This is a genomic window from Pseudomonas sp. MWU16-30322 (assembly GCF_020515535.1).
GTDB classification, from domain to species: domain Bacteria; phylum Pseudomonadota; class Gammaproteobacteria; order Pseudomonadales; family Pseudomonadaceae; genus Aquipseudomonas; species Aquipseudomonas fluorescens_H.
Genome location: NZ_JAIWYL010000005.1, coordinates 449,029 through 470,333 on the forward strand (window position 1 = coordinate 449,029; position 21,305 = coordinate 470,333).

At 61.7% G+C, this 21,305-nt stretch carries 23 protein-coding genes; 13 read left to right on the forward strand and 10 right to left on the reverse strand.

The window, feature by feature from the left end:
- Positions 1-184 precede the first annotated feature (184 nt).
- From LCH64_RS13190 to LCH64_RS13205, 4 genes are all read left to right on the forward strand, one after another.
- Positions 185-595: a hypothetical protein gene (locus LCH64_RS13190; RefSeq protein WP_003222759.1), complete on the forward strand. Its 411-nt coding sequence runs from the start codon at positions 185-187 to the stop codon at positions 593-595.
- 7 nt (positions 596-602) lie between these two features.
- Positions 603-1,280 (forward strand): response regulator transcription factor, encoded by a 678-nt coding sequence (locus tag LCH64_RS13195; RefSeq protein ID WP_003222757.1) that lies wholly within the window; start codon positions 603-605, stop codon positions 1,278-1,280.
- Between the two features lie 276 nt (positions 1,281-1,556).
- The gene (locus LCH64_RS13200; RefSeq protein WP_027613977.1) at positions 1,557-2,006 is read left to right on the forward strand and encodes an LTXXQ domain protein; all 450 of its coding nucleotides are present in this window, start codon (positions 1,557-1,559) and stop codon (positions 2,004-2,006) included.
- Between the two features lie 180 nt (positions 2,007-2,186).
- Positions 2,187-3,527, forward strand: coding sequence for a HAMP domain-containing sensor histidine kinase (locus tag LCH64_RS13205; protein ID WP_003222754.1), 1,341 nt, complete (start codon positions 2,187-2,189; stop codon positions 3,525-3,527).
- Positions 3,528-3,637: 110 nt separating this feature from the next.
- On the opposite strand, the gene LCH64_RS13210 is transcribed toward LCH64_RS13205, so the two are convergent.
- Positions 3,638-4,204: a nitroreductase family protein gene (locus LCH64_RS13210; protein ID WP_226500469.1), complete on the reverse strand. Its 567-nt coding sequence runs from the start codon at positions 4,202-4,204 to the stop codon at positions 3,638-3,640.
- Positions 4,205-4,325: 121 nt separating this feature from the next.
- On the opposite strand from LCH64_RS13210, the gene LCH64_RS13215 reads away from it, so the two are divergent.
- Entirely contained in the window at positions 4,326-5,780 is a 1,455-nt protein-coding gene (locus tag LCH64_RS13215; protein ID WP_226500470.1) for a TrkH family potassium uptake protein, read from the forward strand.
- On the opposite strand, the gene LCH64_RS13220 is transcribed toward LCH64_RS13215, so the two are convergent.
- Positions 5,737-6,792 (reverse strand): AraC family transcriptional regulator, encoded by a 1,056-nt coding sequence (locus LCH64_RS13220; protein WP_198286794.1) that lies wholly within the window; start codon positions 6,790-6,792, stop codon positions 5,737-5,739. The two genes, LCH64_RS13215 and LCH64_RS13220, sit on opposite strands and share 44 nt — an antisense overlap.
- A gap of 164 nt (positions 6,793-6,956) precedes the next feature.
- On the opposite strand from LCH64_RS13220, the gene LCH64_RS13225 reads away from it, so the two are divergent.
- Together LCH64_RS13225 and LCH64_RS13230 are read left to right on the forward strand one after the other, a co-directional pair.
- Positions 6,957-7,268 carry a DUF962 domain-containing protein gene (locus LCH64_RS13225; protein WP_003222750.1) on the forward strand — a complete coding sequence of 104 codons (312 nt, stop codon included), beginning with the start codon at positions 6,957-6,959 and terminating at the stop codon, positions 7,266-7,268.
- A 26-nt stretch (positions 7,269-7,294) separates the two neighbouring features.
- Complete coding sequence (locus LCH64_RS13230; RefSeq protein WP_226500471.1) at positions 7,295-7,885, forward strand: HD domain-containing protein; 591 nt, start codon at positions 7,295-7,297, stop codon at positions 7,883-7,885.
- A gap of 112 nt (positions 7,886-7,997) precedes the next feature.
- On the opposite strand, the gene LCH64_RS13235 is transcribed toward LCH64_RS13230, so the two are convergent.
- Positions 7,998-8,813 (reverse strand): UDP-2,3-diacylglucosamine diphosphatase, encoded by an 816-nt coding sequence (locus tag LCH64_RS13235; RefSeq protein WP_003222748.1) that lies wholly within the window; start codon positions 8,811-8,813, stop codon positions 7,998-8,000.
- 136 nt (positions 8,814-8,949) lie between these two features.
- Here LCH64_RS13235 and LCH64_RS13240 point away from each other — a divergent pair, with 136 nt between their 5' ends.
- Together LCH64_RS13240 and LCH64_RS13245 are read left to right on the forward strand one after the other, a co-directional pair.
- Complete coding sequence (locus tag LCH64_RS13240; protein WP_226500472.1) at positions 8,950-9,714, forward strand: AraC family transcriptional regulator; 765 nt, start codon at positions 8,950-8,952, stop codon at positions 9,712-9,714.
- Between the two features lie 171 nt (positions 9,715-9,885).
- Positions 9,886-10,779 carry a DMT family transporter gene (locus tag LCH64_RS13245; protein WP_103521781.1) on the forward strand — a complete coding sequence of 298 codons (894 nt, stop codon included), beginning with the start codon at positions 9,886-9,888 and terminating at the stop codon, positions 10,777-10,779.
- Here the strand turns inward: LCH64_RS13245 and LCH64_RS13250 are convergent.
- Entirely contained in the window at positions 10,773-11,060 is a 288-nt protein-coding gene (locus tag LCH64_RS13250) for a SelT/SelW/SelH family protein (RefSeq protein WP_226500473.1), read from the reverse strand. The two genes, LCH64_RS13245 and LCH64_RS13250, sit on opposite strands and share 7 nt — an antisense overlap.
- 70 nt (positions 11,061-11,130) lie before the next feature.
- On the opposite strand from LCH64_RS13250, the gene LCH64_RS13255 reads away from it, so the two are divergent.
- Positions 11,131-13,320: a patatin-like phospholipase family protein gene (locus LCH64_RS13255; RefSeq protein WP_201138430.1), complete on the forward strand. Its 2,190-nt coding sequence runs from the start codon at positions 11,131-11,133 to the stop codon at positions 13,318-13,320.
- Positions 13,321-13,461: 141 nt separating this feature from the next.
- On the opposite strand, the gene LCH64_RS13260 is transcribed toward LCH64_RS13255, so the two are convergent.
- The 3 genes from LCH64_RS13260 to recQ all read right to left on the reverse strand — a co-directional run bounded on the left by LCH64_RS13260 (position 13,462) and on the right by recQ (position 18,068).
- Positions 13,462-15,243 carry a FimV/HubP family polar landmark protein gene (locus tag LCH64_RS13260; RefSeq protein ID WP_226500474.1) on the reverse strand — a complete coding sequence of 594 codons (1,782 nt, stop codon included), beginning with the start codon at positions 15,241-15,243 and terminating at the stop codon, positions 13,462-13,464.
- A 127-nt stretch (positions 15,244-15,370) separates the two neighbouring features.
- Entirely contained in the window at positions 15,371-15,805 is a 435-nt protein-coding gene (locus LCH64_RS13265) for a MarR family transcriptional regulator (protein ID WP_027613988.1), read from the reverse strand.
- Between the two features lie 133 nt (positions 15,806-15,938).
- Complete coding sequence (gene recQ / locus LCH64_RS13270; RefSeq protein WP_003222738.1) at positions 15,939-18,068, reverse strand: DNA helicase RecQ; 2,130 nt, start codon at positions 18,066-18,068, stop codon at positions 15,939-15,941.
- Between the two features lie 396 nt (positions 18,069-18,464).
- Between recQ and LCH64_RS13275 the strand changes: the two genes are divergently transcribed.
- The 3 genes from LCH64_RS13275 to LCH64_RS13285 are packed head-to-tail and all read left to right on the forward strand — an operon-like array spanning position 18,465 to position 19,910.
- Positions 18,465-19,052 carry a YecA family protein gene (locus LCH64_RS13275; protein ID WP_226500475.1) on the forward strand — a complete coding sequence of 196 codons (588 nt, stop codon included), beginning with the start codon at positions 18,465-18,467 and terminating at the stop codon, positions 19,050-19,052.
- A 10-nt stretch (positions 19,053-19,062) separates the two neighbouring features.
- Positions 19,063-19,458 (forward strand): YbaN family protein, encoded by a 396-nt coding sequence (locus LCH64_RS13280; RefSeq protein ID WP_226500476.1) that lies wholly within the window; start codon positions 19,063-19,065, stop codon positions 19,456-19,458.
- Entirely contained in the window at positions 19,455-19,910 is a 456-nt protein-coding gene (locus tag LCH64_RS13285) for a hypothetical protein (RefSeq protein WP_226500477.1), read from the forward strand. Before LCH64_RS13280 ends, LCH64_RS13285 begins: the two co-directional genes overlap by 4 nt.
- A 203-nt stretch (positions 19,911-20,113) precedes the next feature.
- Here LCH64_RS13285 and LCH64_RS13290 read toward each other — a convergent pair whose 3' ends face one another.
- The 3 genes from LCH64_RS13290 to LCH64_RS13300 form a co-directional block, all read right to left on the reverse strand.
- Positions 20,114-20,473: a DUF6124 family protein gene (locus LCH64_RS13290; RefSeq protein WP_226500478.1), complete on the reverse strand. Its 360-nt coding sequence runs from the start codon at positions 20,471-20,473 to the stop codon at positions 20,114-20,116.
- A gap of 146 nt (positions 20,474-20,619) precedes the next feature.
- A complete protein-coding gene (locus LCH64_RS13295; RefSeq protein WP_226500479.1) occupies positions 20,620-20,994 on the reverse strand; it encodes a hypothetical protein in 375 nt (124 codons plus the stop codon).
- Between the two features lie 87 nt (positions 20,995-21,081).
- The coding region (locus tag LCH64_RS13300; protein WP_226500480.1) for a hypothetical protein at positions 21,082-21,305 on the reverse strand (224 nt) is incomplete at its 5' end.

Below are 21,305 nucleotides of genomic sequence, written 5' to 3' on the forward strand. Positions count from 1 at the left end.
AGCATGGGACTGCTACGCAGTCCAGCGGGAGCAAGCTCCCTCGCCACAGGGCCAATATCCCCCCTTCACCATCGACATTGCCTCTGGCACTGAACCTTCTCGCTTCTCCCCGCTCTCAATCGCTCATTATTCTCGTTTGCCTGCCGACAACCTGCCCAATATCCATTTGCAAGCAGGAATCGCGATGCGCAAGGGTCCGTTGTGTCTGATGTGGGTCACGTTGTCGATCATGGCGCCCGCCCATGGTGAGGAAACCACTGAAAGCGGCAATTCCACGCCGCTGTCATTGAGTGCCGGCAGCCAGATCACCGAGTTGCAGCAGCGCCTCAAGGCCAGTGAGCAGCAGCGAGAAGAACTGAACAAACAACTGCAAAATGCCGACAACGCACGCGAAAGCGCTCAGCTTGCCCGGTTGCGCCAGGAGAATCAGCGCCTGAAGCTGCAACTCAAGGAAGCCCAGGCCAGTCCGTTGCCGCGTCTGTTGACCGAACAGCAGCAATGGTTCGTCACAGGCGCCGGGGTAGCGCTATTGGCGCTGCTCTGCGGTATCTTTGCCAGTGGAGCAAGCCGAAAACGTCGGCAATGGCTAAATTGAGTGAGTCATGAGCGAGCTGTTACTGATTGATGATGACCAGGAGTTGTGCGAACTCTTGAGTAGCTGGCTGAGCCAGGAAGGCTTCCAGGTGCGTGCCTGCCACGACGGCCAGAGTGCGCGCAAGGCGCTGGCCGAGATGGCGCCCGCAGCCGTGGTGCTGGACGTGATGCTGCCCGACGGCAGCGGCCTGGAGCTGCTCAAGCAACTGCGCAGCGAACACGCCGATCTGCCGGTGCTGATGCTTTCGGCCCGGGGCGAACCGCTGGATCGCATTCTCGGTCTGGAGTTGGGCGCCGATGATTATCTGGCCAAACCCTGCGATCCGCGTGAGCTCACCGCGCGCCTGCGCGCCGTGCTGCGCCGCAGTCACCCGGCCGCCGTGTCGACCCAACTCGAGCTTGGCGACCTGAGCTTCAGCCCGGTGCGCGGCGTGGTCAGCATCGACGAGAAAGAACTGACCCTCACCGTTTCCGAAAGCCGCTTGCTCGAAGCCCTGCTCAAGCAGCCCGGCGAGCCACTGGACAAGCAGGAACTGGCGCAACTGGCCCTCGGCCGCAAGCTGACCCTGTACGACCGCAGCCTCGACATGCACGTCAGCAACCTGCGCAAGAAGATCGGCCCGCACCCCGACGGCCGCCCACGCATCGTCGCCCTGCGCAGCCGCGGCTACTACTACAGCCTGTAAACCGCGAAAGACCTGCCTGAATGCTATATGTGGCGAGGGAGCTTGCTCCCGCTGGACTGCGCAGCAGTCCCTCGTTTTTGATTTGAAAAGCGAGGGCCGCTTCGCTGCCCAGCGGGAGCAAGCTCCCTCGCCACAGGTGGATTGCCAGTGATATTTGTCAGGTCGGGATCGAAGCGTCTTTACCCAAGCTTTACGCAGCGCTGACCGCCGCTGACCTTGATCTCCGTAATCTGTACTCATCCGGAACGTACCGGGAACGAGACAAGGAGATACACCATGCGCAAGACTCTTATCGCTCTGATGTTCGCTGCCGCTCTGCCAACCGTCGCCATGGCTGTGCCACAGGATGGCGGCCCGATGGGTGGCCCGCTCGACGGCCCACGCCACGGCGGTCAGATGCACGGCGAACACGGCAAAGGCCCGTACAGCCAACTCGACCTGTCCCGTGAACAACGTGATCAGATCCGCAAGATCATGGGCGAGCAGATGCATGAGCGTCGCCAGGTCGTCGAGAAGTACCTGGAAAAACTCTCGCCGGCCGATCAGAAAGCCATGAAGGACGAGATGGCGGCCAACCACAAGAAAGCCGAAGCTGACGTACGCAACCTGCTGAAACCGGATCAACAGAAGAAATTCGACGAGATCCAGAAGAAACAGGCTGAACGCCGCGCCGAATGGGCCGAGTTCAAAGCGTGGAAAGCGCAACAGCCGCAAAAGGCGCAATAATGCGATAACCCGGACCCGACGGCTAACCGCCGTCGGGTCTGTTGCCACTCAATCCAAATGTGGGAGCGGGCTTGCTCGCGAATGCGGTGTATCAGACAAGGAAATGTTGACTGACACACCGCATTCGCGAGCAAGCCCGCTCCCACATTGTTGAGTTTTTTGTTTGATTGAGGACTTTCTGTGCGTTCATTGTTCTGGCGTATTCTCGCGAGTTTCTGGCTGGCCATCGCTCTGGTGGCGGGGCTTTCGATTCTGCTCGGGCACATGCTCAATCAGGACGCGTGGATCCTCAGCCGCCATCCGGGCCTCAACACCTTGGCCGCCGAATGGACGCAAACCTACGAAGCACAGGGCGAAGACGCCGCGCAGGACATACTCGAACAGCGCAAACGCCAATATCACATCGACGTTCAGGTACTCAACGAAAGCGGCGACCCGGTGGTCCGCGGCACCTTCCCGCGTCGCGCCGCGGCATTTGAGGCCCGGCAGAACAACGACGACCGACGCCTGCCATGGCGTCGTCTCACCGACGAGTTCACCAGCGAAAAAACCGGCGACACCTACCTGTTCATCTTCCGCATCCCGCACCCGGAACTCGACGCCTGGCACCGCGAAAGCCTGCTCTGGCCACTCAGTGCACTGGGCATCGCGCTGGTGGTGCTGACCCTGTTCAGCCTGCTGGTGACCTTCTCTATCACCCGCCCGCTCAGCCGTTTGCGCGGTGCGGTGCATGATCTGGGGCAGACCACCTATCAGCAGAACAGTCTGGCGAAACTGGCCAATCGTCGCGATGAATTTGGCGTACTGGCCACCGACTTCAACCGCATGGGCGCGCGCCTGCAAAGCCTGATCAGCAGTCAGCGCCAGTTGCTGCGCGACGTATCCCACGAATTGCGCTCACCTTTAGCCCGGCTGCGCATCGCGCTGGCACTGGCAGAGCGGGCCAACCCGGAAGAACGGGAAAAACTATGGCCACGCCTGACCCGCGAATGTGATCGCCTGGAAGCGCTGATCAGTGAAATTCTGGTGCTGGCACGGGTCGATGCCGACAATGCCAGTGCTGAAGAAGTGGATCTGAATGCACTGCTGGGCACTCTGCAAAAGGATGCGCAGCTTGGCTCGCCAGAGCAGACGGTGCGCCTGGAGGCCGAGCCGCAGCTGAACCTCAAAGGCTGGCCGACCATGATCGAGCGCGCCGTCGACAACTTGCTGCGCAACGCCCAACGTTTCAACCCGGTGGGTCAGGCAATCCAAATGCAAGCCACGCGTCAGGGCGAACGAATTGTGGTGAGTGTGCGCGACCACGGGCCGGGTGTGCAGGCCGAGCATCTGAGCCAGTTGGGCGAACCCTTTTACCGGGCGCCGGGGCAGACCGCGGCCGGGCATGGCCTGGGCCTGGCGATTGCCAAGCGCGCGGCAGAGCGGCATGGCGGGAGCCTGACGCTGGCCAATCATCCAGACGGCGGGTTTGTCGCCAGTCTGGAATTGCCGTTGGTGCCGGGCGCCGTCGTGCAGCCGTAAAAACAAATGTGGGAGGGGGCTTGCTCCCGAAGGCAGTGTGTCAGGCAACATAGTTTTGTCTGATACGCCGCTTTCGGGAGCAAGCCCCCTCCCACATGGACATCAAAGGCTCAGGCCTTGCCCGGCCAGGCGCTGACAAACTCAGCCAGATCAACCTTCTCCGCCACGCGCGGTTCTTTCTGCGGCGTGCCGAGGTACAGGAAGGCAATCACCTGCTCGCCTTCAACCAGGCCCAAGCCTTTGGCCACGTGCGCCGAATACGCCAGATCACCGGTGCGCCACACCGCACCAATTCCCTGCGCATACGCCGCCAGCAAAATCCCGTGCGCCGCACAACCCGCCGCCAGCAACTGCTCGGACTTCGGATACTTGACGTGTTCCTGCAGTTTCGCGATGACCACGACCACCAGCGGCGCACGCAGCGGGCCGTTGCGCGCCTTGTCGATCATCGCTTCAGTGACTTCGCCTTCCTGCATCTGCGCCGCTTCAGCCAGCAACGCGCCCATCTGCTCGCGCGCCGCACCTTCGACGGTGAGGAAACGATACGGCTGCAAGTGGCCGTGATCCGGCGCGCGCAGGGCTGCGCCAAACAGGGCTTCGCGCTGCTCGGCGGTAGGGGCCGGTTCGACCAGGCGTGGAACGGAAACACGGTTGAGCAAAGCGTCGAGAGCCTGCATCGGCCACCTCCAGAGAAAAATGTGCGGCTATTCTAGCGGTATCCGGCAACAGGGTGCCGGTTTACATGCCCTGCCCCACGGGTAGAATGGCGCCCTTCCTACATCAGCCCGAGCGGACTTCATGGCGTTGCCGACCTTACGGATCATTGGTTTCATCATCGGCATCTTCCTGATAACCCTGGCCATCGCCATGGTCGTGCCCATGGCCACCCTGGTGATTTTCGAGCGCACCGGCGATATGCCGTCGTTCCTCTGGGCGAGCATGATCACCTTCGTCGCCGGCCTCGCGCTGGTGATCCCCGGTCGCCCCGAACACATTCATCTGCGCCCGCGCGACATGTACCTGCTGACCGTCAGCAGTTGGCTGGTGGTGTGCATTTTCGCCGCGCTGCCGTTTTTGCTGACCCAGCACATCAGCTACACCGACTCGTTCTTTGAAAGCATGTCCGGCATCACCGCCACCGGCTCGACCGTGCTCAGCGGTCTGGACACCATGTCCCCCGGCATTCTGATGTGGCGCTCGCTGCTGCACTGGCTCGGCGGCATCGGCTTCATCGGGATGGCGGTGGCGATTCTGCCGTTGCTGCGTATCGGTGGCATGCGCCTGTTCCAGACCGAATCGTCCGACCGTTCGGAAAAGGTCATGCCGCGCTCGCACATGGTGGCGCGCCTGATCGTGGCGGCGTACGTCGGCATCACCATCCTCGGCAGCCTGGCGTTCTGGTGGGCCGGGATGAGCCCGTTCGATGCGATCAATCATGCGATGTCGGCGATTTCCACCGGCGGTTTCTCGACCTCCGACCAGTCCCTGGCGAAGTGGACGCAACCGGCGGTGCACTGGGTCGCGGTGGTGGTGATGATTCTCGGCAGCCTGCCGTTCACGCTGTACGTGGCGACCATGCGCGGCAACCGTCGGGCACTGATCAAGGATCAGCAGGTACAGGGGCTGCTCGGTATGTTGCTGGTGACCTGGCTGGTACTCGGCACCTGGTACTGGTGGACCACCGACCTGCATTGGCTGGACGCGCTGCGGCATGTGGCACTGAACGTGACCTCGGTCGTCACCACCACCGGCTTCGCCCTCGGCGACTACAGCCTGTGGGGCAACTTCTCGCTGATGCTGTTCTTCTACCTGGGTTTTGTCGGCGGCTGCTCCGGCTCGACGGCGGGCGGGATCAAGATCTTTCGCTTCCAGGTCGCCTACATCCTGCTCAAGGCCAACCTTAACCAGTTGATCCACCCGCGCGCGGTGATCAAGCAGAAGTACAACGGTCACCGACTCGACGAAGAGATCGTGCGTTCGATCCTGACCTTTTCGTTCTTCTTCGCCATCACCATCTGCGTGATCGCCCTGCTGCTGTCGCTGCTCGGCGTCGACTGGATGACCGCACTGACCGGCGCTGCCAGTACCGTGTCCGGCGTCGGCCCGGGGCTGGGCGAGACCATTGGCCCGGCGGGCAATTTCTCGACGCTGCCGGATGCGGCCAAGTGGATCCTGTCGTTCGGCATGCTGCTCGGCCGACTGGAGATCATTACGGTGTTTGTGCTGTGTATTCCGGCCTTTTGGCGTCACTGATCGGCGCCTGCAACAGCCGCGCCCGGTAATCGCCGGGCGTGGTATCGAACCAGCGGCGGAACGCGCGGAAGAAGTTGCTCGGGTCGGCAAACCCCAGCAGATAAGCAATCTCCAGCAGGGTCATGCCTGGCTGCGCCAGGTATTGTTCGGCCAGTTCGCGACGGGTGTCATCGAGCAATTGCTGAAAACTCGTGCCCTCCTCCTGCAAGCGCCGCTGCAAGGTGCGCTGCGACAGATGCAGGGTCTGCGCCACGGTATCGCGCTTGGGTTCACCCTGGGGCAACAAGCGGCACAACACTTGTCGCGCCTTGTGGGTCACGCGACTTTCAGAGAATCGCGCCAGGTATTCTCCGGCAAACCGGTCATGCAACAGCGCCATGGCTTCGTTGGCGGTGGGCAGCGGCGCTTCCATGTCGGCCCGTTCGAAAATCAACGCATCGTAAGGCGCGTTGAACATCAGCGGGGCATGGAAGGCTTGTTTGTAGGGTTGCAGGTCCGCGGGCTCGTCGCCCTGGAACAGCATTTTGACCGGGTGCAGGGTGCGCCCGGTCAACCAGCCGCACAGGCCCAGCGCACAGGCCAGCGAGGCTTCGGCGCTCTGCCGGGTCGGCGGCAGGTGATCGCCATGTACCGTGAGAATCAGCGCATAGCCTTCTTCGAGCAGGCGAAAACTCAGGTCGGCGCTTTCGGCGATGATCCGCTGATAACGCACCAGACGCTGAAAGCCTTCGGCCAGGGTGTTGCTCGACATCAGCGCATAACCGGCGACATGGAACGACGCCGGTCGCACCACCTTGCCCATGTTCAGGCCGATCGCCGGGTTGCCCGACAGCTCGACCGCCCGTTGCCAGAGTCGGGTCATGGAATCTTGCGGGAAGCGCGCATCAGGATCGTCCAGGGCGGCGAAATCGAGCCCCAGTTGCTTGAACAGAACCCGGCAATCCAGGCCGTCCATCTCCAATGCTTTGACAATCCCCATCGCCCAGCTTGCAGAAGTCGTTCGTTCGCTCATGGCGTTATTCTTTTACATGATGGATCGCATGTTACGACCCGATTTGCGAAGGATACTAAAGTGGCGCCCATTGTCACTGGCTGATGCCACTGTTCACTCTAGACTCAAATAAGCTACCCGCCGAACAAGTTGCCATCAGAACAATAACCACAGAGATCGCAGTCGTGGAAAACATCAAGCAATTCAACACTTTCGCCGAGTTCTATCCGTATTACCTCAGCGAACACGCCAACAGTACCTGCCGACGATTGCATTTCATCGGCACCACGCTGGTGATTTTCATCCTGGCCATGACCATCGCCAAAGGTGCCTGGTTGCTGTTGCTGGCCCTGCCGCTGGCCGGTTACAGCTTTGCCTGGGTCGGCCACTTCTTCTTTGAAAAGAACCGCCCGGCGACTTTCCAGCATCCGTTGTACAGCCTGCTGGGCGACTTCGTCATGTACCGCGACATGATCCTTGGTCGCGTGGCGTTCTGAATCCCGACACACCCGGAGGCTTGCCGATGAACGCCAATGCCCGCTTCACCCACATGCAGGACGGCACACAGGAAGACTGGGCGATCATCGCTGCCGACTTCAGTGTTTACGCCCGGCAATTGCCGTCGCGGATCGTCGCACACCTGAAGTTGCTGGAAGGTGACTTCGGTGGCTTCCCGGTGGATCGCCTGACCCACTCCCTGCAAACCGCGACCCGCGCCTATCGCGATGGCCGCGACGAGGAATACGTGGTCTGTGCGCTGCTGCATGACATTGGCGACACCCTCGGTTCCTACAACCACCCGGACATCGCCGCGGCGATTCTCAAACCGTTCGTCAGTGCCGAGAATCTGTGGATGGTCGAGAAGCACGGCATCTTTCAGGGTTATTACTTCTTCCATCACCTGGGCATGGATCGGCATCTGCGCGAGCAGTTCGCCGCGCATCCGCAGTATCAGGCGACGGCGGAGTTCTGCGCCAGGTACGATGCGGCGGCATTCGATCCGGCGTATGAAACCCTGCCGCTGAGCTTCTTCGAGCCGATGATGGAACGGCTGTTTGCGCAGCCCAAGCACTCGATCTACAAGGCGGCGATGGAAGAACACTCCCCGGCCTAAGATCAAAATGTGGGAGGGGGCTTGCTCCCGAAAGCGGTGTGCCAGATAAACATGTACTTACTGATATACCGCATTCGGGAGCAAGCCCCCTCCCACAGGAGATATCTGGGGTCTAGGCGATCTCGGCAACCTTGGCCGCCTTGAGCTGCGCCTCCCGCGCTTGCGCATCCGCCAGTCGATACAGCTCGATCGAGCCGTCCCAGTGCTCGATCAACGCCGTGCACGATTCCACCCAATCGCCGCAATTGAGGTAATCCACCTCCCCCACCTTGCGGATCTCGGCATGGTGAATGTGCCCGCACACTACGCCGTGCAATTCCCGTTTCACGCATTCGTGGGCGATGGCTTCTTCGAAGTCGCTGATGAAACTCACCGCGGTCTTCACCTTGTGCTTGAGGTACGCCGACAACGACCAGTAGCCGTAGCCATAACGGGCACGCCAGTGGTTGAGCCAGCGATTGAGGGTCAGGGTGAATTCGTAGGCCGAGTCGCCGAGAAAGGCCAGCCAGCGGTGATAACGGGTGATCACGTCGAACTGATCGCCATGGATCACCAGCAGATGCCGGCCATCCGCCGTGACATGCACGGCCTCGTCGACCAACTGGATGTTGCCGAGGATCAGCTTCGAATAACGGCGCAGGAATTCGTCGTGGTTGCCGGTGACGTAGATCACCTCGGTGCCGCGCTTGCTCATGGTCAGCAAACGGCGGATCACGTTGGTGTGCGCCTGCGGCCAGTACATGCCGCCACGCAGTTTCCAGCCGTCGATGATGTCACCGACCAGGTAGATCTTGTCGGCGTGGTAGCCCTTGAGAAATTGCGACAAGTGCTCGGCCTGGCAATCCCGCGTGCCCAGGTGCACGTCGGAAATCCACAGGGTACGCACCCGTTGTTTGCGGCTGGGTTTGGCGAGCTCGGCGCTGGTCATGGGCAACCCTCTGCGATATTTTCGCCAGCTTGCGCCCGCCGGGTGAATCGACCATGACAGGCAGGCGTCAGTCGTGTGACAGCGCGCAAGCCCCTTGCCCCGGTGTAGACTGGCGCTCACTTCGGAGACCTCTGCCATGCGCCCGATCCTCACCCTGCGCCAGTACACTCGCGACCTGATCGTCCACAGCCACGAACACGCCCAACTAGTGTTCGGTTTGTCCGGCGCGCTGGATTTCGAAGTCGAGGGTCAAGGCAGCCAGGTGCGCCAACAGAGTTTCGTGGTCATCCCCGGCGGCGCGCATCACGCCTGCGGCAGCCCCGATGGCAGTCGTTGTCTGGTGCTGGACGTGCCCGACGGGCAATGGCTGAACGAATCGCTGGGCGAGCATGCCGACGCCAGTCAGCGCTTGCTCGATCAGCCTGCGCGGTTGTCACTGGATGCGGGGCAAAGCCAATTGGTCAACTGGCTGGCGCACAGCCCGGTCACTGATCCGCTGATCGCCCAGCAAGGCGCGGTGTTGCTGCTCGCCAGCCTGAATCACGCCAGACCCGCCGAACTCTCGGCGCGGCGCCTGCCCTACGCGGCGCTGGATGCGCACATCGAGCAATACGCCGCCTACCCGCTGCAAGTGGCCGATCTGGCGCAGATCGCCGGGTTGTCCAGCGCCCGGTTGCACGCGCGGTTCATGGCCGAATGCGGGCAGACGCCGATGGACTACATTCGCAGCCGGCGGTTGCACAAGGCGGTCTGCCTGCTGCGTGAGACGGCGCTGCCCATCGGCGAGATCGCCAGCCGGGTCGGCTACAGTTCGCAGAGCGCCTTCGCGGCGGCGGTGCTGCGCGAGTTTGGCGCTTCACCGGGGCAGTTGCGCCGCGACTCCTGCGACAAAAAACGCTAGTTCGCCGACAGACTTCTGCGTCGCAACACGCTTCAATGTGCATTCACCTTTAGGAGCTGCCGCAGGCTGCGATCTTTTGATCTTGCTTTGAAGGATTAAGATCAAAAGATCGCAGCCTTCGGCAGCTCCTACAGTGATCGCGTTGTATCGACCGACTCAAGAAGGATTGCAATGACTCCGCGTACCGCCCTCGGCGCCCTGCATATCGGCGCTCTGATGTTCGGCCTGACCGGCGTGTTCGGCAAACTCGCGGCCGCCTCGCCGGCGGTGATCGTCTTCGGACGCGCTGCATTTGCCGTGCTCGCCCTGGCCTTTTTCGCCCGTTTCGCCAGCCAGAACGGCTGGCAGAAACTGCAGGCGGTCGACTGGCGGCGCCTGGTGCTCAGCGGCGTGTTGCTGGCCGGTCACTGGGTGAGTTTTTTCATCGCGGTGAAGGTCGCCGGCGTGGCGATTGCGACGCTGGGCTTTGCCAGTTTCCCGGCGTTCACGGTGATTCTCGAAGGGCTGATTTTCCGCGAACGCATCCGCGCCAATGAAATCGTGCTGGTGGTGCTGGTCAGTGTCGGTCTGGTACTGGTGACCCCGGCGTTCGATCTGGCCAGCGGCGCCACCACCGGGCTGCTCTGGGCGGTGCTGTCGGGTCTGCTGTTCGCCCTGCTCTCGCTGACCAACCGCGCCAGCTCCGGACGCATCCCGGCGGTGCAGGCCGCGCTGTGCCAGAACGTGGTGGTCGCGCTGTGTCTGCTGCCGGTGGCTGCGCCGCAACTGAGCGAAGTGCGCGCGCTGGACTGGCTGTGGATCGGCCTGCTCGGGGTGTTCTGCACCGGCGTCGCCCACAGCCTGTTCGTCGCCAGCCTCGCGGTGATCAAGGCGCGCACCGCCGCGGTGGTATTCGCCATGGAGCCGGTTTACGGCATCACCATCGCCTGGTTGCTGTTCGATGAAAACCCGACCATGCGCATGCTGATCGGCGGCGCGCTGATCATCGTCGCCATTGTGGTTTCGGCGCGAATGTCAGGCAGCGCCGACAAGAAAACCGTCGCTGCCGAAGCCGCGTCTCACTGAGTGCGGTCGTTGTGGCCGAGGTCGCGCTCGGGGTCGATCTGATCGCGGACTCGCTGCTTGAGCACCTTGGCCTCGGGAAAACCGCCATCGGCCTTGCGCTCCCAGATCTGCACGTCGTCGCAGCTGATGTGAAACACCCCGCCGGTGTCCGGCACCAGCGAGACCTTGCCGAGGTCGTCGCCGAAGGTGCTGAGCAACTCCTGCGCCAGCCACGCGGCGCGCAGCAGCCACTGGCATTGGGTGCAATACGTGATGACGATTTCCGGTTTTGCAGCAGACATGTTCGCTGAAACTCCTGAGACAGAGGGCGCCGCTATAATAGCCGGCTTTATCGCTTGCCCCGAGACTCACATGCGCCGTTTGCTGTTCTGCCTGTTGCTTGGCTTTCTGCCCTTGTTTGTAAATGCCACCGAAGCGCCCCGCCCCAAAGTCGGCCTGGTGCTGTCCGGTGGCGCCGCCCGTGGCCTGGCGCACATCGGCGTGCTCAAGGCCCTTGAGGAACAAGGCATCAAGATCGACGCGATCGCCGGCACCAGCATGGGTGCCGTGGTCGGCGGCCTGTACGCCTCGGGCTACAAGATCGATGAACTGGAAAAACTCGCGCTGAACATCGACTGGCAGCAGGCACTGTCCGACGCCCCGCCACGAGAAGACGTACCGTTTCGCCGCAAGCAGGATGACCGTGATTTTCTGGTGAAGCAGAAACTGAGCTTTCGCGATGACGGCAGCCTCGGCCTGCCGTTGGGAGTGATTCAGGGCCAGAACCTGGCGCTGCTGCTGGAAAGCCTGTTGGCGCATACCAGTGACACCCGCGATTTCGACAAGCTGCCGATCCCGTTCCGCGCCGTGGCCACCGACATCGCCAGTGGCGAAAAAGTGGTGTTCCGCAAAGGTCATTTGCCGCAGGTGATCCGCGCCAGCATGTCGATTCCGGCAGTGTTCGCCCCGGTGGAACTGGACGGGCGGCTGCTGGTGGACGGCGGCATGACCGACAACATCCCGCTCGACGTGGCGCGGCAGATGGGCGTCGACGTGGCGATCGTGGTCGACATCGGCACCCCGCTGCGCAACCGCAAACAACTGACCACTGTGGTCGACGTGCTGAACCAGTCGATCACCCTGATGACCCGGCGCAACTCCGAAGAGCAACTGGCCGCCCTCAAGCCCACCGACGTGCTGATCCAGCCGGCGCTGGCGGCATTCGGCGTTACCGACTTCGGCAAGGCCCAGGAAATGATCGACGCCGGTTACCGCGCCACGCGGATTCTCGACGCCCGCCTCGCTCAGCTCAAACCTCACGAATCCCAGGACGCCGAACTCAATGCCGCCCGCGCCCCGGGGCAGCGCACGCCCATCATCACCGCGATCAGGGTAGAAAATGATTCGAAAGTCGGCGATGAGGTGATCCGCTATTACATCCGCCAGCCGATCGGCGAGCCGCTGGACCTCGGCCGACTGCACTCGGACATGGGCACGCTGTACGGCCTCGATTACTTCGAACAGGTGCAGTACCGCGTGGTGCACAAGGGCCAGGATCACACCCTGGTGATCAGCGCCCGGGGCAAACGCAGCGGCACCGATTACCTGCGGGTCGGCCTGAACCTGTCGGACGACATGCGCGGCGACAGCGCCTTCAACCTCGGCGCCAGTTACCGCATCAACGGCATCAATCGCCTCGGCGCGGAATGGCTGACCCGGGCGCAGATCGGCGACAAACAGGAACTGTATAGCGAGTTCTACCAGCCGCTGGATGTCGGCTCGCGCTACTTCGTCGCACCGTATGCTGCGTTCGAAGCACAAAACGTCGACTCGGTACTCGACAACGATCCGATCGCCCAATACCGCGTGGAGCGCTATGGTTTCGGCCTCAACTTCGGCCGGCAGATCGGCAACAACGGCGAAATCCGTTTCGGCGTCGGCGAGGCCTGGGGCAAGGCCGACGTGCGAATCGGCGATCAGGACCTGCCAAGCGAAAACTTCACCGAAGGTTTCTACTCGCTGAAGTACTCGTTCGACTCACTGGACAACGTCTACTTCCCCCATGAGGGCAAGGACGTCAGCCTGACCCTGATGCAATTCGAACCGGGTCTGGGCTCGGACACGCGCTACCGGCAATGGGAGTTCAAGCTGGACAAAGCCATGAGCCATGGCCCGGATACGCTGATTCTCGGCGGGCGCTATGGCCGAACGCTGGACGACGCCAACGTGGTGACGTCGAGCTTCCTGCTCGGCGGTGCGCGGCAGTTGTCGGGCTTTCGCGAGGATTCGATTTCCGGGCAAAACGTCAGCCTGATGCGTGCGGTGTATTACCGCCGACTGACGCCGCGCGCTTACCTGCCACTGGATTTCCCGCTGTATGCCGGAGCTTCGCTGGAACGTGGCCGGGCGTGGAACAACGACAATGAATTCGACAGTGGCTACATCAATGCCGCCAGTGTGTTCATCGGCTTCGATACGCCGTTGGGGCCGTTGAACTTCACGTATGGCTTGAATGATGCGAATGAGCAGGCGGTTTATCTGAATCTGGGGCAGACGTTTTGAGTGCTCAGGTGGATTGATATTGCCTGCCCTGACGCCTTCGCGAGCAAGCCCGCTCCCACAGTTGGAATGCGTTCCATTGTGGGAGCGGGCTTGCTCGCGAAGGCTTCAGAGCGGCCAGTGCATCAGCCAATGACACGCAGATCAGCGAATCCCCGCCAACAAGGTTCTGGCGGTTTGCTTAAGGGGCTCGTCCCCTTCCTTGAGCAATTCATTGAGCAAGGCAATCGCGCTGTCGATGTCGCCATCATCAATACAGGTCTGCGCCTGTTCGAGTTTCCCCGACCCGGCTGCGGGTTCCGGCTCGTCGGTCTGAAGCTTCAGCGGCTCCAGGGTCAGCGACTGCTCCGGATCAGCGAACTCGTTGAGAAAGTCGTCGTCCAGCGGCTGTGCGTCCGGTTCGGGAATCCACTCCAGCTCCGTCTCTTCGCTGGCCACTGTTTTCGGCAACTCGAAGTCCGCCGGCAGGATTTCAAGGCCGGAGTCAGCGGCAGACCGGTCTGTGGGCTGAGCAGATGCCGCACGACTGTCCTCCAGATCCCAACTGGAGGCCATCGACAGCTCACCCAGGTTCAATTCGAAATCATCCTCGGGCACTGGTGACGCAGGCGTAGGCGTGGCCGCAGCCGCGACAATCGGCAACACCGGCGCTATCGGTGCAACGCTGTGCAATTTCGGATGACGCTCACGGATCGCGACCAATTGCTGAGGATCCACCCCGGCATCACGCAGGCGACTTTCCTGCTGGGCATAAGCCGCGCTGTCGCCCTGCCGCCCCAACACTTCGAGCAATTGCACTCCCAGCTCGGTGCGCTCCGGTTCCTTGTCCATGGCATTGCGCAACAGCCCGACGGCCTCGCTCAAGCGCCCGTAGGCCAGGTAAATCCCCACCGCTTCCAGCACATCGCCCGCCACCGGCTCCTCACGGTGTGAGGTGGCTATGTTGATGCTCGCCGATTGCGCGGTTGGCGGGTCTTCAGGGTCGATGGGCTGAGCGGCCGGCAGAGCCGCCAGTGGCGCCACTCCCCCCGCCACTTGACGGCGACGGCGTACGAAAAATCCACCGCCCAACAACCCCAGCAGCACCAGCAAGCCACCGAGCAACGGCCAGTTGAGGCCATCGTCGGCAGCTTCAGGCGCGGTGATGACTGGCGCAGGTGCGCGCGGTGTGACTGCCGGTGCCGGTGGCTTTTGCAGTTCGCTCAAACGCGTTTGCAGATCACTGATCTGCTTTTTGCCGTCGGCTAGCTGGATATCCTGCGCCTGCAGTTTTGCGTTGAGTTCCTCGACGGTCTTTTGCAGCTGCTGATTGAGCAACACGCTGGCGGCCAGTTGTTCGGCCACGGCATCGTTGGCTGGCGCCGCCGTCGCCGGAGCGGGTGGCGCCGAAGGTGCCGCCTCGCGCTTGCCTTGAGCAGCCTGGGGCGCCGCCGTGGCGGGTTCAACGGTGGGGAATTCAGAGGATTGCGGACGTGGATCGGGGTCGTCCGTGGCCGGCACGATACTCGGCGATCCGGGTGGATCGATCAGCAGCGTGTACTCGCGCAACAAACGACCATTGGGCTGATTGAGCTGCACCAGAAAATTCAGAAAGGGTTCATTGACCGGTTTGCGCGAGGTCACCCGGATCATCTGGCGATTGCCATGCAGGATCGGGGTGAACCTGAGGTCATTGAGGAAGAACACCCGCTCGACCCCGGCCCGACCGAATTCATCCGCCGTGGCCAGGCTGGCCGAGAGGTCGCTGGCACTCAGGCCAGCGGCATCCACCAGGGCGATGTCGGCCTTGAGCGGCTGATTGAGGGCCGAGTGGACAGTGATGTCCCCCAACCCCAGCGCCATCGACCAGGTCGAATAGCTGAATACACCAGCGACCAGCAGCCATCTGGCGCCACCGCGCAGTACTACGTGCCGACTTGCGAGCATGAGCATCCCTTAAATAAGCAAAACCGGTTTCTATGCGTTCGCACATCCGGTACGAACACGATATTGCCCAGTAGTTCTTATAGTCTGCTCAGCGCGATCCCTCAAAAAACCTCTGTGCAGTTATGCCTCAAGATTTTTCCAGGTTGCCCAGAATGTGCCCGTGAACCCGCATGCACACCTTCAGATCCGCCTCATCGACGCCTTCGAACAATTCGTGGCGCAGCTGCGTGGCAATGGTTTCGATTTGTTCGATCAGCGGCAGCGCCGGAGCGCAGAGAACGATTTTTTTCGCCCGGCGGTCTTCCATCACCGACTGGCGTTGCACCAGGCCCTGGCTTTCCAGGCTGTCGAGCAAGCGCGCGAGGGTCGGCCCTTCGACACCGACGCTTTGCGCCAGCTCGCGTTGGGTCGGCGCGTCTTCAAAACGCGCCAGATGCAGCAGCACCAGCCAGCGTGCCTGGGACAAGCCCAGACCGGCCAGCCGGCGATCCAGTTCGGCACGCCAGCCACGGGACATCTGGGCCAGTTGCATGCCAAAGCGGTGTTGATCGGTTAACGGCATAAAACACTCATGAGTAGACTGACAAATAGAGAAAAACTAATTATTAGTCAGCTAAGCATGACATTTGGCTATAGGCAAGAGCCGACCTGTACTGAATCGTTACAACTGCCTGACGGTTGGCGCAAACGCCCTCTTACATTTCGAACTCGGATTGCAACGCAGCCCTTACGCAGTAAAGAACCCCTTCCGGAACCCGACCGGCGAACAGCTCGGCGATCTCGGCGACCGACGGCAACTCGCCCTCGCCGTCGAGGAACGCGTCCTGCACTTCGCCCATCAGTTCTTCAGGCAAGTCGAGCGCCTGCTCCAGCGACAGTTGCTGTTTGCCGATGGCCTCGGCGAGCATCGTGTAGACGTTCTTTTCCGAGCACTGCAACTGCCCGGCGATCTGCATCGGGGTCATGCCGGCGCGGGCCAGGGTGATCAGTTCGTGGCGCACGTCGGCCACCACTTTCGGCGCTTCGGCCTCGCCGCCGAGCACTTCGAGGAAGGCCTCGCCATAACGTTCCAGCTTGCGCGCACCAACACCGCTGACCCGCGCCATGTCGGCCAGCGAGGTCGGCTGGCTGCGCAGCATTTCCAGCAGGGTCGAGTCGGGGAAGATGACGTACGGCGGCACGCCATGCTCCTCGGCGAGTTTGCGTCGCAGCGCACGCAGGGCTTCCCACTGTTCGCGCTCTTCGCCACGCACCAGTTGGCTGGCCGGGCTCTTGCTGGCGGTCTTGGCGGTGACCTGTGGCTTGAGGTCGCGGCGCAGTTCCAGGGTCACTTCGCCTTTGAGCAATGGCCGACAGGTGTCGCTCAGGCGCAAACCGCCATAGCCCTCGTGATCGACGTCGGCCAGACCACGGGCCACCAGTTGCCGGAACAGCGAGCGCCATTCGCTCTCGCTCAGCGCCTTGCCGACGCCGTACACCGACAGGTGCTGATGGCCGAAGCTGCGGACCTTCTCGTTGTCCTTGCCCAGCAACACGTCGACCAGATGGCCGACGCCATAGCGCTGACCGGTGCGATAGATCGCCGACAGTGCCTGACGCGCCGGCTCGGTGGCGTCCCAGGTCTGCACGCCGTCGACGCAGTTGTCGCAGTGGCCGCACGGCTCGGGCATGTCTTCGTCGAAATACGCCAACAGCGTCTGCCGGCGGCAGCGGGTTTCTTCGCAGAGCGAGAGCATGGCGTCGAGCTTGTGCTGCTCCAGACGCTTGTGGCGCTCATCGCCTTCGGAGTTCTGCAGCATCTGCTTGAGCATCACCACGTCTTGCAGACCGTAAGCCATCCACGCGTCCGCCGGCAGGCCATCACGACCGCCGCGCCCGGTTTCCTGATAATAGGCTTCAAGGGATTTCGGCAGATCGAGGTGCGCAACGAAACGCACGTTGGGCTTGTCGATGCCCATGCCGAACGCCACGGTGGCGACCATGATCAGGCCTTCCTCGTTGAGGAAGCGTTTCTGGTGGTAGGCGCGCAGATCATTGGGCAGACCGGCGTGATACGGCAGCGCCGGGAAGCCCTGCTCGCTGAGGAACGCGGCGACTTCCTCGACCTTCTTGCGCGACAGGCAATAGACGATGCCGGCATCGCTGCGGCGTTCGGCAAGGAACGCGAGCAACTGCTTGCGCGGCTGCTCCTTGGGCACGATGCGGTAGAAGATGTTCGGCCGGTCGAAACTCGACAGGAAGCGCTCGGCGTTCTGCAGGTGCAGGCGCTCGACGATTTCTTCGCGGGTGCGCTTGTCAGCCGTGGCTGTCAGGGCGATGCGCGGGACATTGGGGAATAACTCCGCCAACTGCCCCAGTTGCAGGTATTCGCGACGGAAGTCATGACCCCATTGCGACACGCAGTGCGCTTCGTCGATGGCGAACAAGGCGATCTCGAGGCTTTGCAGGAAGGCCAGCATGCGCGGCTGCACCAGACGCTCCGGCGCCAGATAAAGCATCTTCACTTCGCCACGCTTGATCCGCGCCGCCAGATCACGCTGCTGTTCGGCGCTCAGCGTGGAGTTCAGCGCGGCGGCGGCCACGCCCAGCTCTTCGAGGGTGGCGACCTGATCGTCCATCAAGGCGATCAACGGCGAGACCACCACCGCCAGGCCTTCGCGCAGCAGCGCCGGGACCTGGAAGCACAGGGATTTGCCGCCACCGGTAGGCATCAGCACCAGCGCATCACCGCCGCTGGCCACGCGCTCAATGATTGCACCCTGACGGCCACGGAAACTGTCGTAGCCGAAGATGTCCTTGAGGACGCGTTGAGCCTGTTCGAGCATAAAAACTCCAAAAATCTACCGAAACATCCCTGCACAGGCTGGTTCAGGACAGCCAGGGCCGCTTAAACAAAACGTAAGAGCGCATTGCAAAGGCAGCCGCAATACGCGCAGGGAGCGCAAAACGCGGCAGTATACCCGAGCGTTCCCCGGCACAGGGTGCCGCTGATAAGACTCCGCTAGCCGCCAACACGAAAACCCTGTGGGAGCGGGCTTGCTCGCGAAGGCGGCGTGCCAGTCGATGCAAAAGTGTCTGATACGCCGTATTCGCGAGCAAGCCCGCTCCCACAGGGATATTCGTGTTGCCTGTAATTGCGGCAAATCTGCCGTGCGGCTGGCTTGAGCGCTCAAGAAGGCCTAGAATTCCCGCATTGTTTATTCCCCCAAGGTAGCCCCGTAATGTCCTTCGCTGAGCAACTAACCCGCCTGCAAGTCTTTCTCGACGCCGACGAGCTGCACGAAGAGGCGCTGGATTACGTGGCCGCCCACGGTTACCTGACCGCCCTGTCGATCTGTGCAGAAGTAGTGCCGGAGCGCGAGTGGATCGACGCCCTGTTCGCCGAAGAGCCGCATTACAGCAGCGATGCGCAGCGCGAAGAGATCGAAGCCACGCTGATCGGCCTCAAGGCACACATCGCCCGCCAACTGGCGTCCGACGAAGAATTCGAGTTGCCGTGCGAACTGGACCTGGGCGAAGACCCGGATGACTCCGAACTGCGCGGCTGGTGCATCGGTTTCATGGAAGGCGTGTTCCTGCGCGAAGCGGCCTGGTTCGAAACCGCTGAAGAAGAAGTCAGCGAAATGCTCCTGCCGATCATGGTCGGTTCCGGCCTGTTCGACGAACAGCCAGAGTTCGAAGACATCGCCAAGGACGCCAACCTGATGGACGACATGATCGTGCAGATCCCGGAAGCCCTGACCGCGCTGTACCTGCTGTGCCAGGCCCCGGACGAAAAACCGGCGATCCTCAAGCCTCGTCACCACTAAGATCCAGCCTATGGACAACCCCATAGGCAACCGCCCCCTGATGTTGCGCTACTTGCTGCTGGCCATCGGCTGGCTCAGCGTGGCATTGGGGGTGATCGGGATATTCCTGCCGGTCCTGCCTACCACCCCCTTTCTTCTGCTCGCAGCAGCCTGCTTCGCGCGCAGCTCTCCACGTTTCTATCAATGGCTGGTCGAGCACCCACGGCTCGGGCCATGGATCCGCGACTACCTCGATGGCAACGGCATTCCGCTCAAAGGCAAGGTCTACGCGATCGGGCTGATGTGGGCGAGCATTCTGTTCTCCTGCTATCTGGTGCCACTGCCGTGGGCGCGGGGGTTCATGCTGACCAGTGCGGTGCTGGTGACGGTCTACATCCTGCGGCAGAAGACCCTGCATAAGCCGTGATTCACGCCCCCTTGCCGGAGCTGCCCACGGCTCACTTCGACCAGTTCGACTGGAACGGCTGGCGCCGGGGCCCGGCGACACAGCCCAATGACTGGACCATCGTTTTCGATCAAGGCAATTACAAGGCGCAGAACTACACCTACAGCAACAACTCGGCAGGGGTAGTACTGCAGAAACAATTCGCCAATCTGAAGCCCAACGGACGGTATGCGTTCACGATCAATTGCATCCGCTTCCGCGCCGACTATGCCGCACCGTCGCTGTCGCTGAGTGCCGGGGGCGCTTCCATTACCGGGCCGGTGATTCTCAATGACCAGGCATGGACCCGTTTATCCGGCAGCTTCGTCGCCAGCGCCAGCGATATGGTTCTGGCCATCGTCAGCCACGTCGAGTCGGGAGTCGGCAACGATTACCAGGTGGACGATCTGCTGGTGGAATTGCTAGAAGACTGACCTCTGCAGGAGCCGCCGCAGACTGCGAGCTTTTGATTTTGAAGGCCCGGCAAGCGAAAGATTCCGGGCTTTTTGTTGCCTGCCTGAAATGGATGGTGCCTGGCAGACTGCTTTCGCGAGCAAGCCCGCTCCCACATTGGAACCCGAACGACGATCCCCTGTGAGAGCGGGCTTGCTCGCGAAGAGGCCGGCACTGCCGGCGCCTACTCCTTGGGCACAACATTATCCAGCGCCTGATTCACCGCCAACTCCCCCAGCATCACCACCTGCGCAATGCCCAGCGCCGTATTGCGACTTGGCCCTTCCAGCGTTCCGGCGAAATCACCGAGCATGACCGTGGCCGAGGCCAGGGATTCGCAGGCGTTGGCCAGCAGGGATTCGGTATCGGTTTGCGGGTTGACCCGGAACATGTTGCTGGGGGTGCAGGGCGTTGCCATGATTTGCGATGGCACGAGGTAATGGTCGAGGGCGCGTTCGGCGGCTTCGTGGAGTTTTCTGGAATTGTGCGATTCGTAGGGTGACACCGGGTCTGTGGTCGGTGGATTGGGTTTGGTTTCGGACATCAGCGGGAACTCCGATCGAGGCACTTTGAAAGGATGACGACCTGTAGGAGCTGCCGAAGGCTGCGATCTTTTGATCTTGATCTTGCTTTTAAAAACAAGATCAAAAGATCGCAGCCTTCGGCAGCTCCTACAGGTGGACCGGGCAGTTAGTTCGGGATGCGGCGGCCGTCCAGCACACGGTTGACCATCAGTTCACTGAGCATGATCACCTGATGCAGCATCAGCATGGCCCGGCGCTGTGGGTTGTCGACGACGTCGCCGATGTCGCGGGCCATGTCGCTGGCGGCCGCTAACGACTCGCAGGCTTCGACGAGCAATGTTTCTTCGTCCACGGTGGGGTCGATGAGGAAAATTCTGTTCGACTTGCATGACGAGGCTGTAGGGATCGAGATCTTCAGTGCGCCGGGGTTGAGGTAGAAGTTGATGGCGCGGTCGGTCGCGGCTTTTATCTTCTGCGGGTCGAGGGCCGGGTCGTATGGGATTGGATCGACGTCCGGGGGGTTGGGTGTGGCTTTGAACATAGGTGACTCACTGTTTTAAATAAATGAGGAGCCATCACTCTCGCTACCAAACGAAGGGTGGCGGCCATTTGTGGGTTGGTAGACCGGTCAAAACAGTAAACCCGGCGCTCCCGAAGGAGCCCCACGCATGGCCACCATAAAGCAGAGTCCCAAAACGGATCTGTAATGTGGCGCACGACTGTAATGAAACGGGCTACCAAACCCGATCACTGATTTCAGCGACAGGGAAACGATATAGCCCGGCCCATAGCCGTGTAAGCCGGCGGATTCTGGCGTATGCGTAGGTAACGGCGCAAGGCGTTGTAGCCGTT

Bases quoted from the DNA above. Each gene is read 5' to 3' on its own strand.
- LCH64_RS13280 (WP_226500476.1), top strand. From the start codon at position 19,063: ATGGACAACCCCATAGGCAACCGCCCCCTGATGTTGCGCTACTTGCTG.
- LCH64_RS13195 (WP_003222757.1), top strand. From the start codon at position 603: ATGAGCGAGCTGTTACTGATTGATGATGACCAGGAGTTGTGCGAACTC.
- LCH64_RS13240 (WP_226500472.1), top strand. From the start codon at position 8,950: ATGCGCCCGATCCTCACCCTGCGCCAGTACACTCGCGACCTGATCGTC.
- LCH64_RS13265 (WP_027613988.1), bottom strand. From the start codon at position 15,805: ATGCCGTTAACCGATCAACACCGCTTTGGCATGCAACTGGCCCAGATG.
- LCH64_RS13255 (WP_201138430.1), top strand. From the start codon at position 11,131: ATGCGCCGTTTGCTGTTCTGCCTGTTGCTTGGCTTTCTGCCCTTGTTT.
- recQ (WP_003222738.1), bottom strand. From the start codon at position 18,068: ATGCTCGAACAGGCTCAACGCGTCCTCAAGGACATCTTCGGCTACGAC.
- LCH64_RS13245 (WP_103521781.1), top strand. From the start codon at position 9,886: ATGACTCCGCGTACCGCCCTCGGCGCCCTGCATATCGGCGCTCTGATG.
- LCH64_RS13210 (WP_226500469.1), bottom strand. From the start codon at position 4,204: ATGCAGGCTCTCGACGCTTTGCTCAACCGTGTTTCCGTTCCACGCCTG.
- LCH64_RS13190 (WP_003222759.1), top strand. From the start codon at position 185: ATGCGCAAGGGTCCGTTGTGTCTGATGTGGGTCACGTTGTCGATCATG.
- LCH64_RS13250 (WP_226500473.1), bottom strand. From the start codon at position 11,060: ATGTCTGCTGCAAAACCGGAAATCGTCATCACGTATTGCACCCAATGC.
- LCH64_RS13215 (WP_226500470.1), top strand. From the start codon at position 4,326: ATGGCGTTGCCGACCTTACGGATCATTGGTTTCATCATCGGCATCTTC.
- LCH64_RS13260 (WP_226500474.1), bottom strand. From the start codon at position 15,243: ATGCTCGCAAGTCGGCACGTAGTACTGCGCGGTGGCGCCAGATGGCTG.
- LCH64_RS13230 (WP_226500471.1), top strand. From the start codon at position 7,295: ATGAACGCCAATGCCCGCTTCACCCACATGCAGGACGGCACACAGGAA.
- LCH64_RS13235 (WP_003222748.1), bottom strand. From the start codon at position 8,813: ATGACCAGCGCCGAGCTCGCCAAACCCAGCCGCAAACAACGGGTGCGT.
- LCH64_RS13290 (WP_226500478.1), bottom strand. From the start codon at position 20,473: ATGTCCGAAACCAAACCCAATCCACCGACCACAGACCCGGTGTCACCC.
- LCH64_RS13295 (WP_226500479.1), bottom strand. From the start codon at position 20,994: ATGTTCAAAGCCACACCCAACCCCCCGGACGTCGATCCAATCCCATAC.
- LCH64_RS13275 (WP_226500475.1), top strand. From the start codon at position 18,465: ATGTCCTTCGCTGAGCAACTAACCCGCCTGCAAGTCTTTCTCGACGCC.
- LCH64_RS13220 (WP_198286794.1), bottom strand. From the start codon at position 6,792: ATGAGCGAACGAACGACTTCTGCAAGCTGGGCGATGGGGATTGTCAAA.
- LCH64_RS13200 (WP_027613977.1), top strand. From the start codon at position 1,557: ATGCGCAAGACTCTTATCGCTCTGATGTTCGCTGCCGCTCTGCCAACC.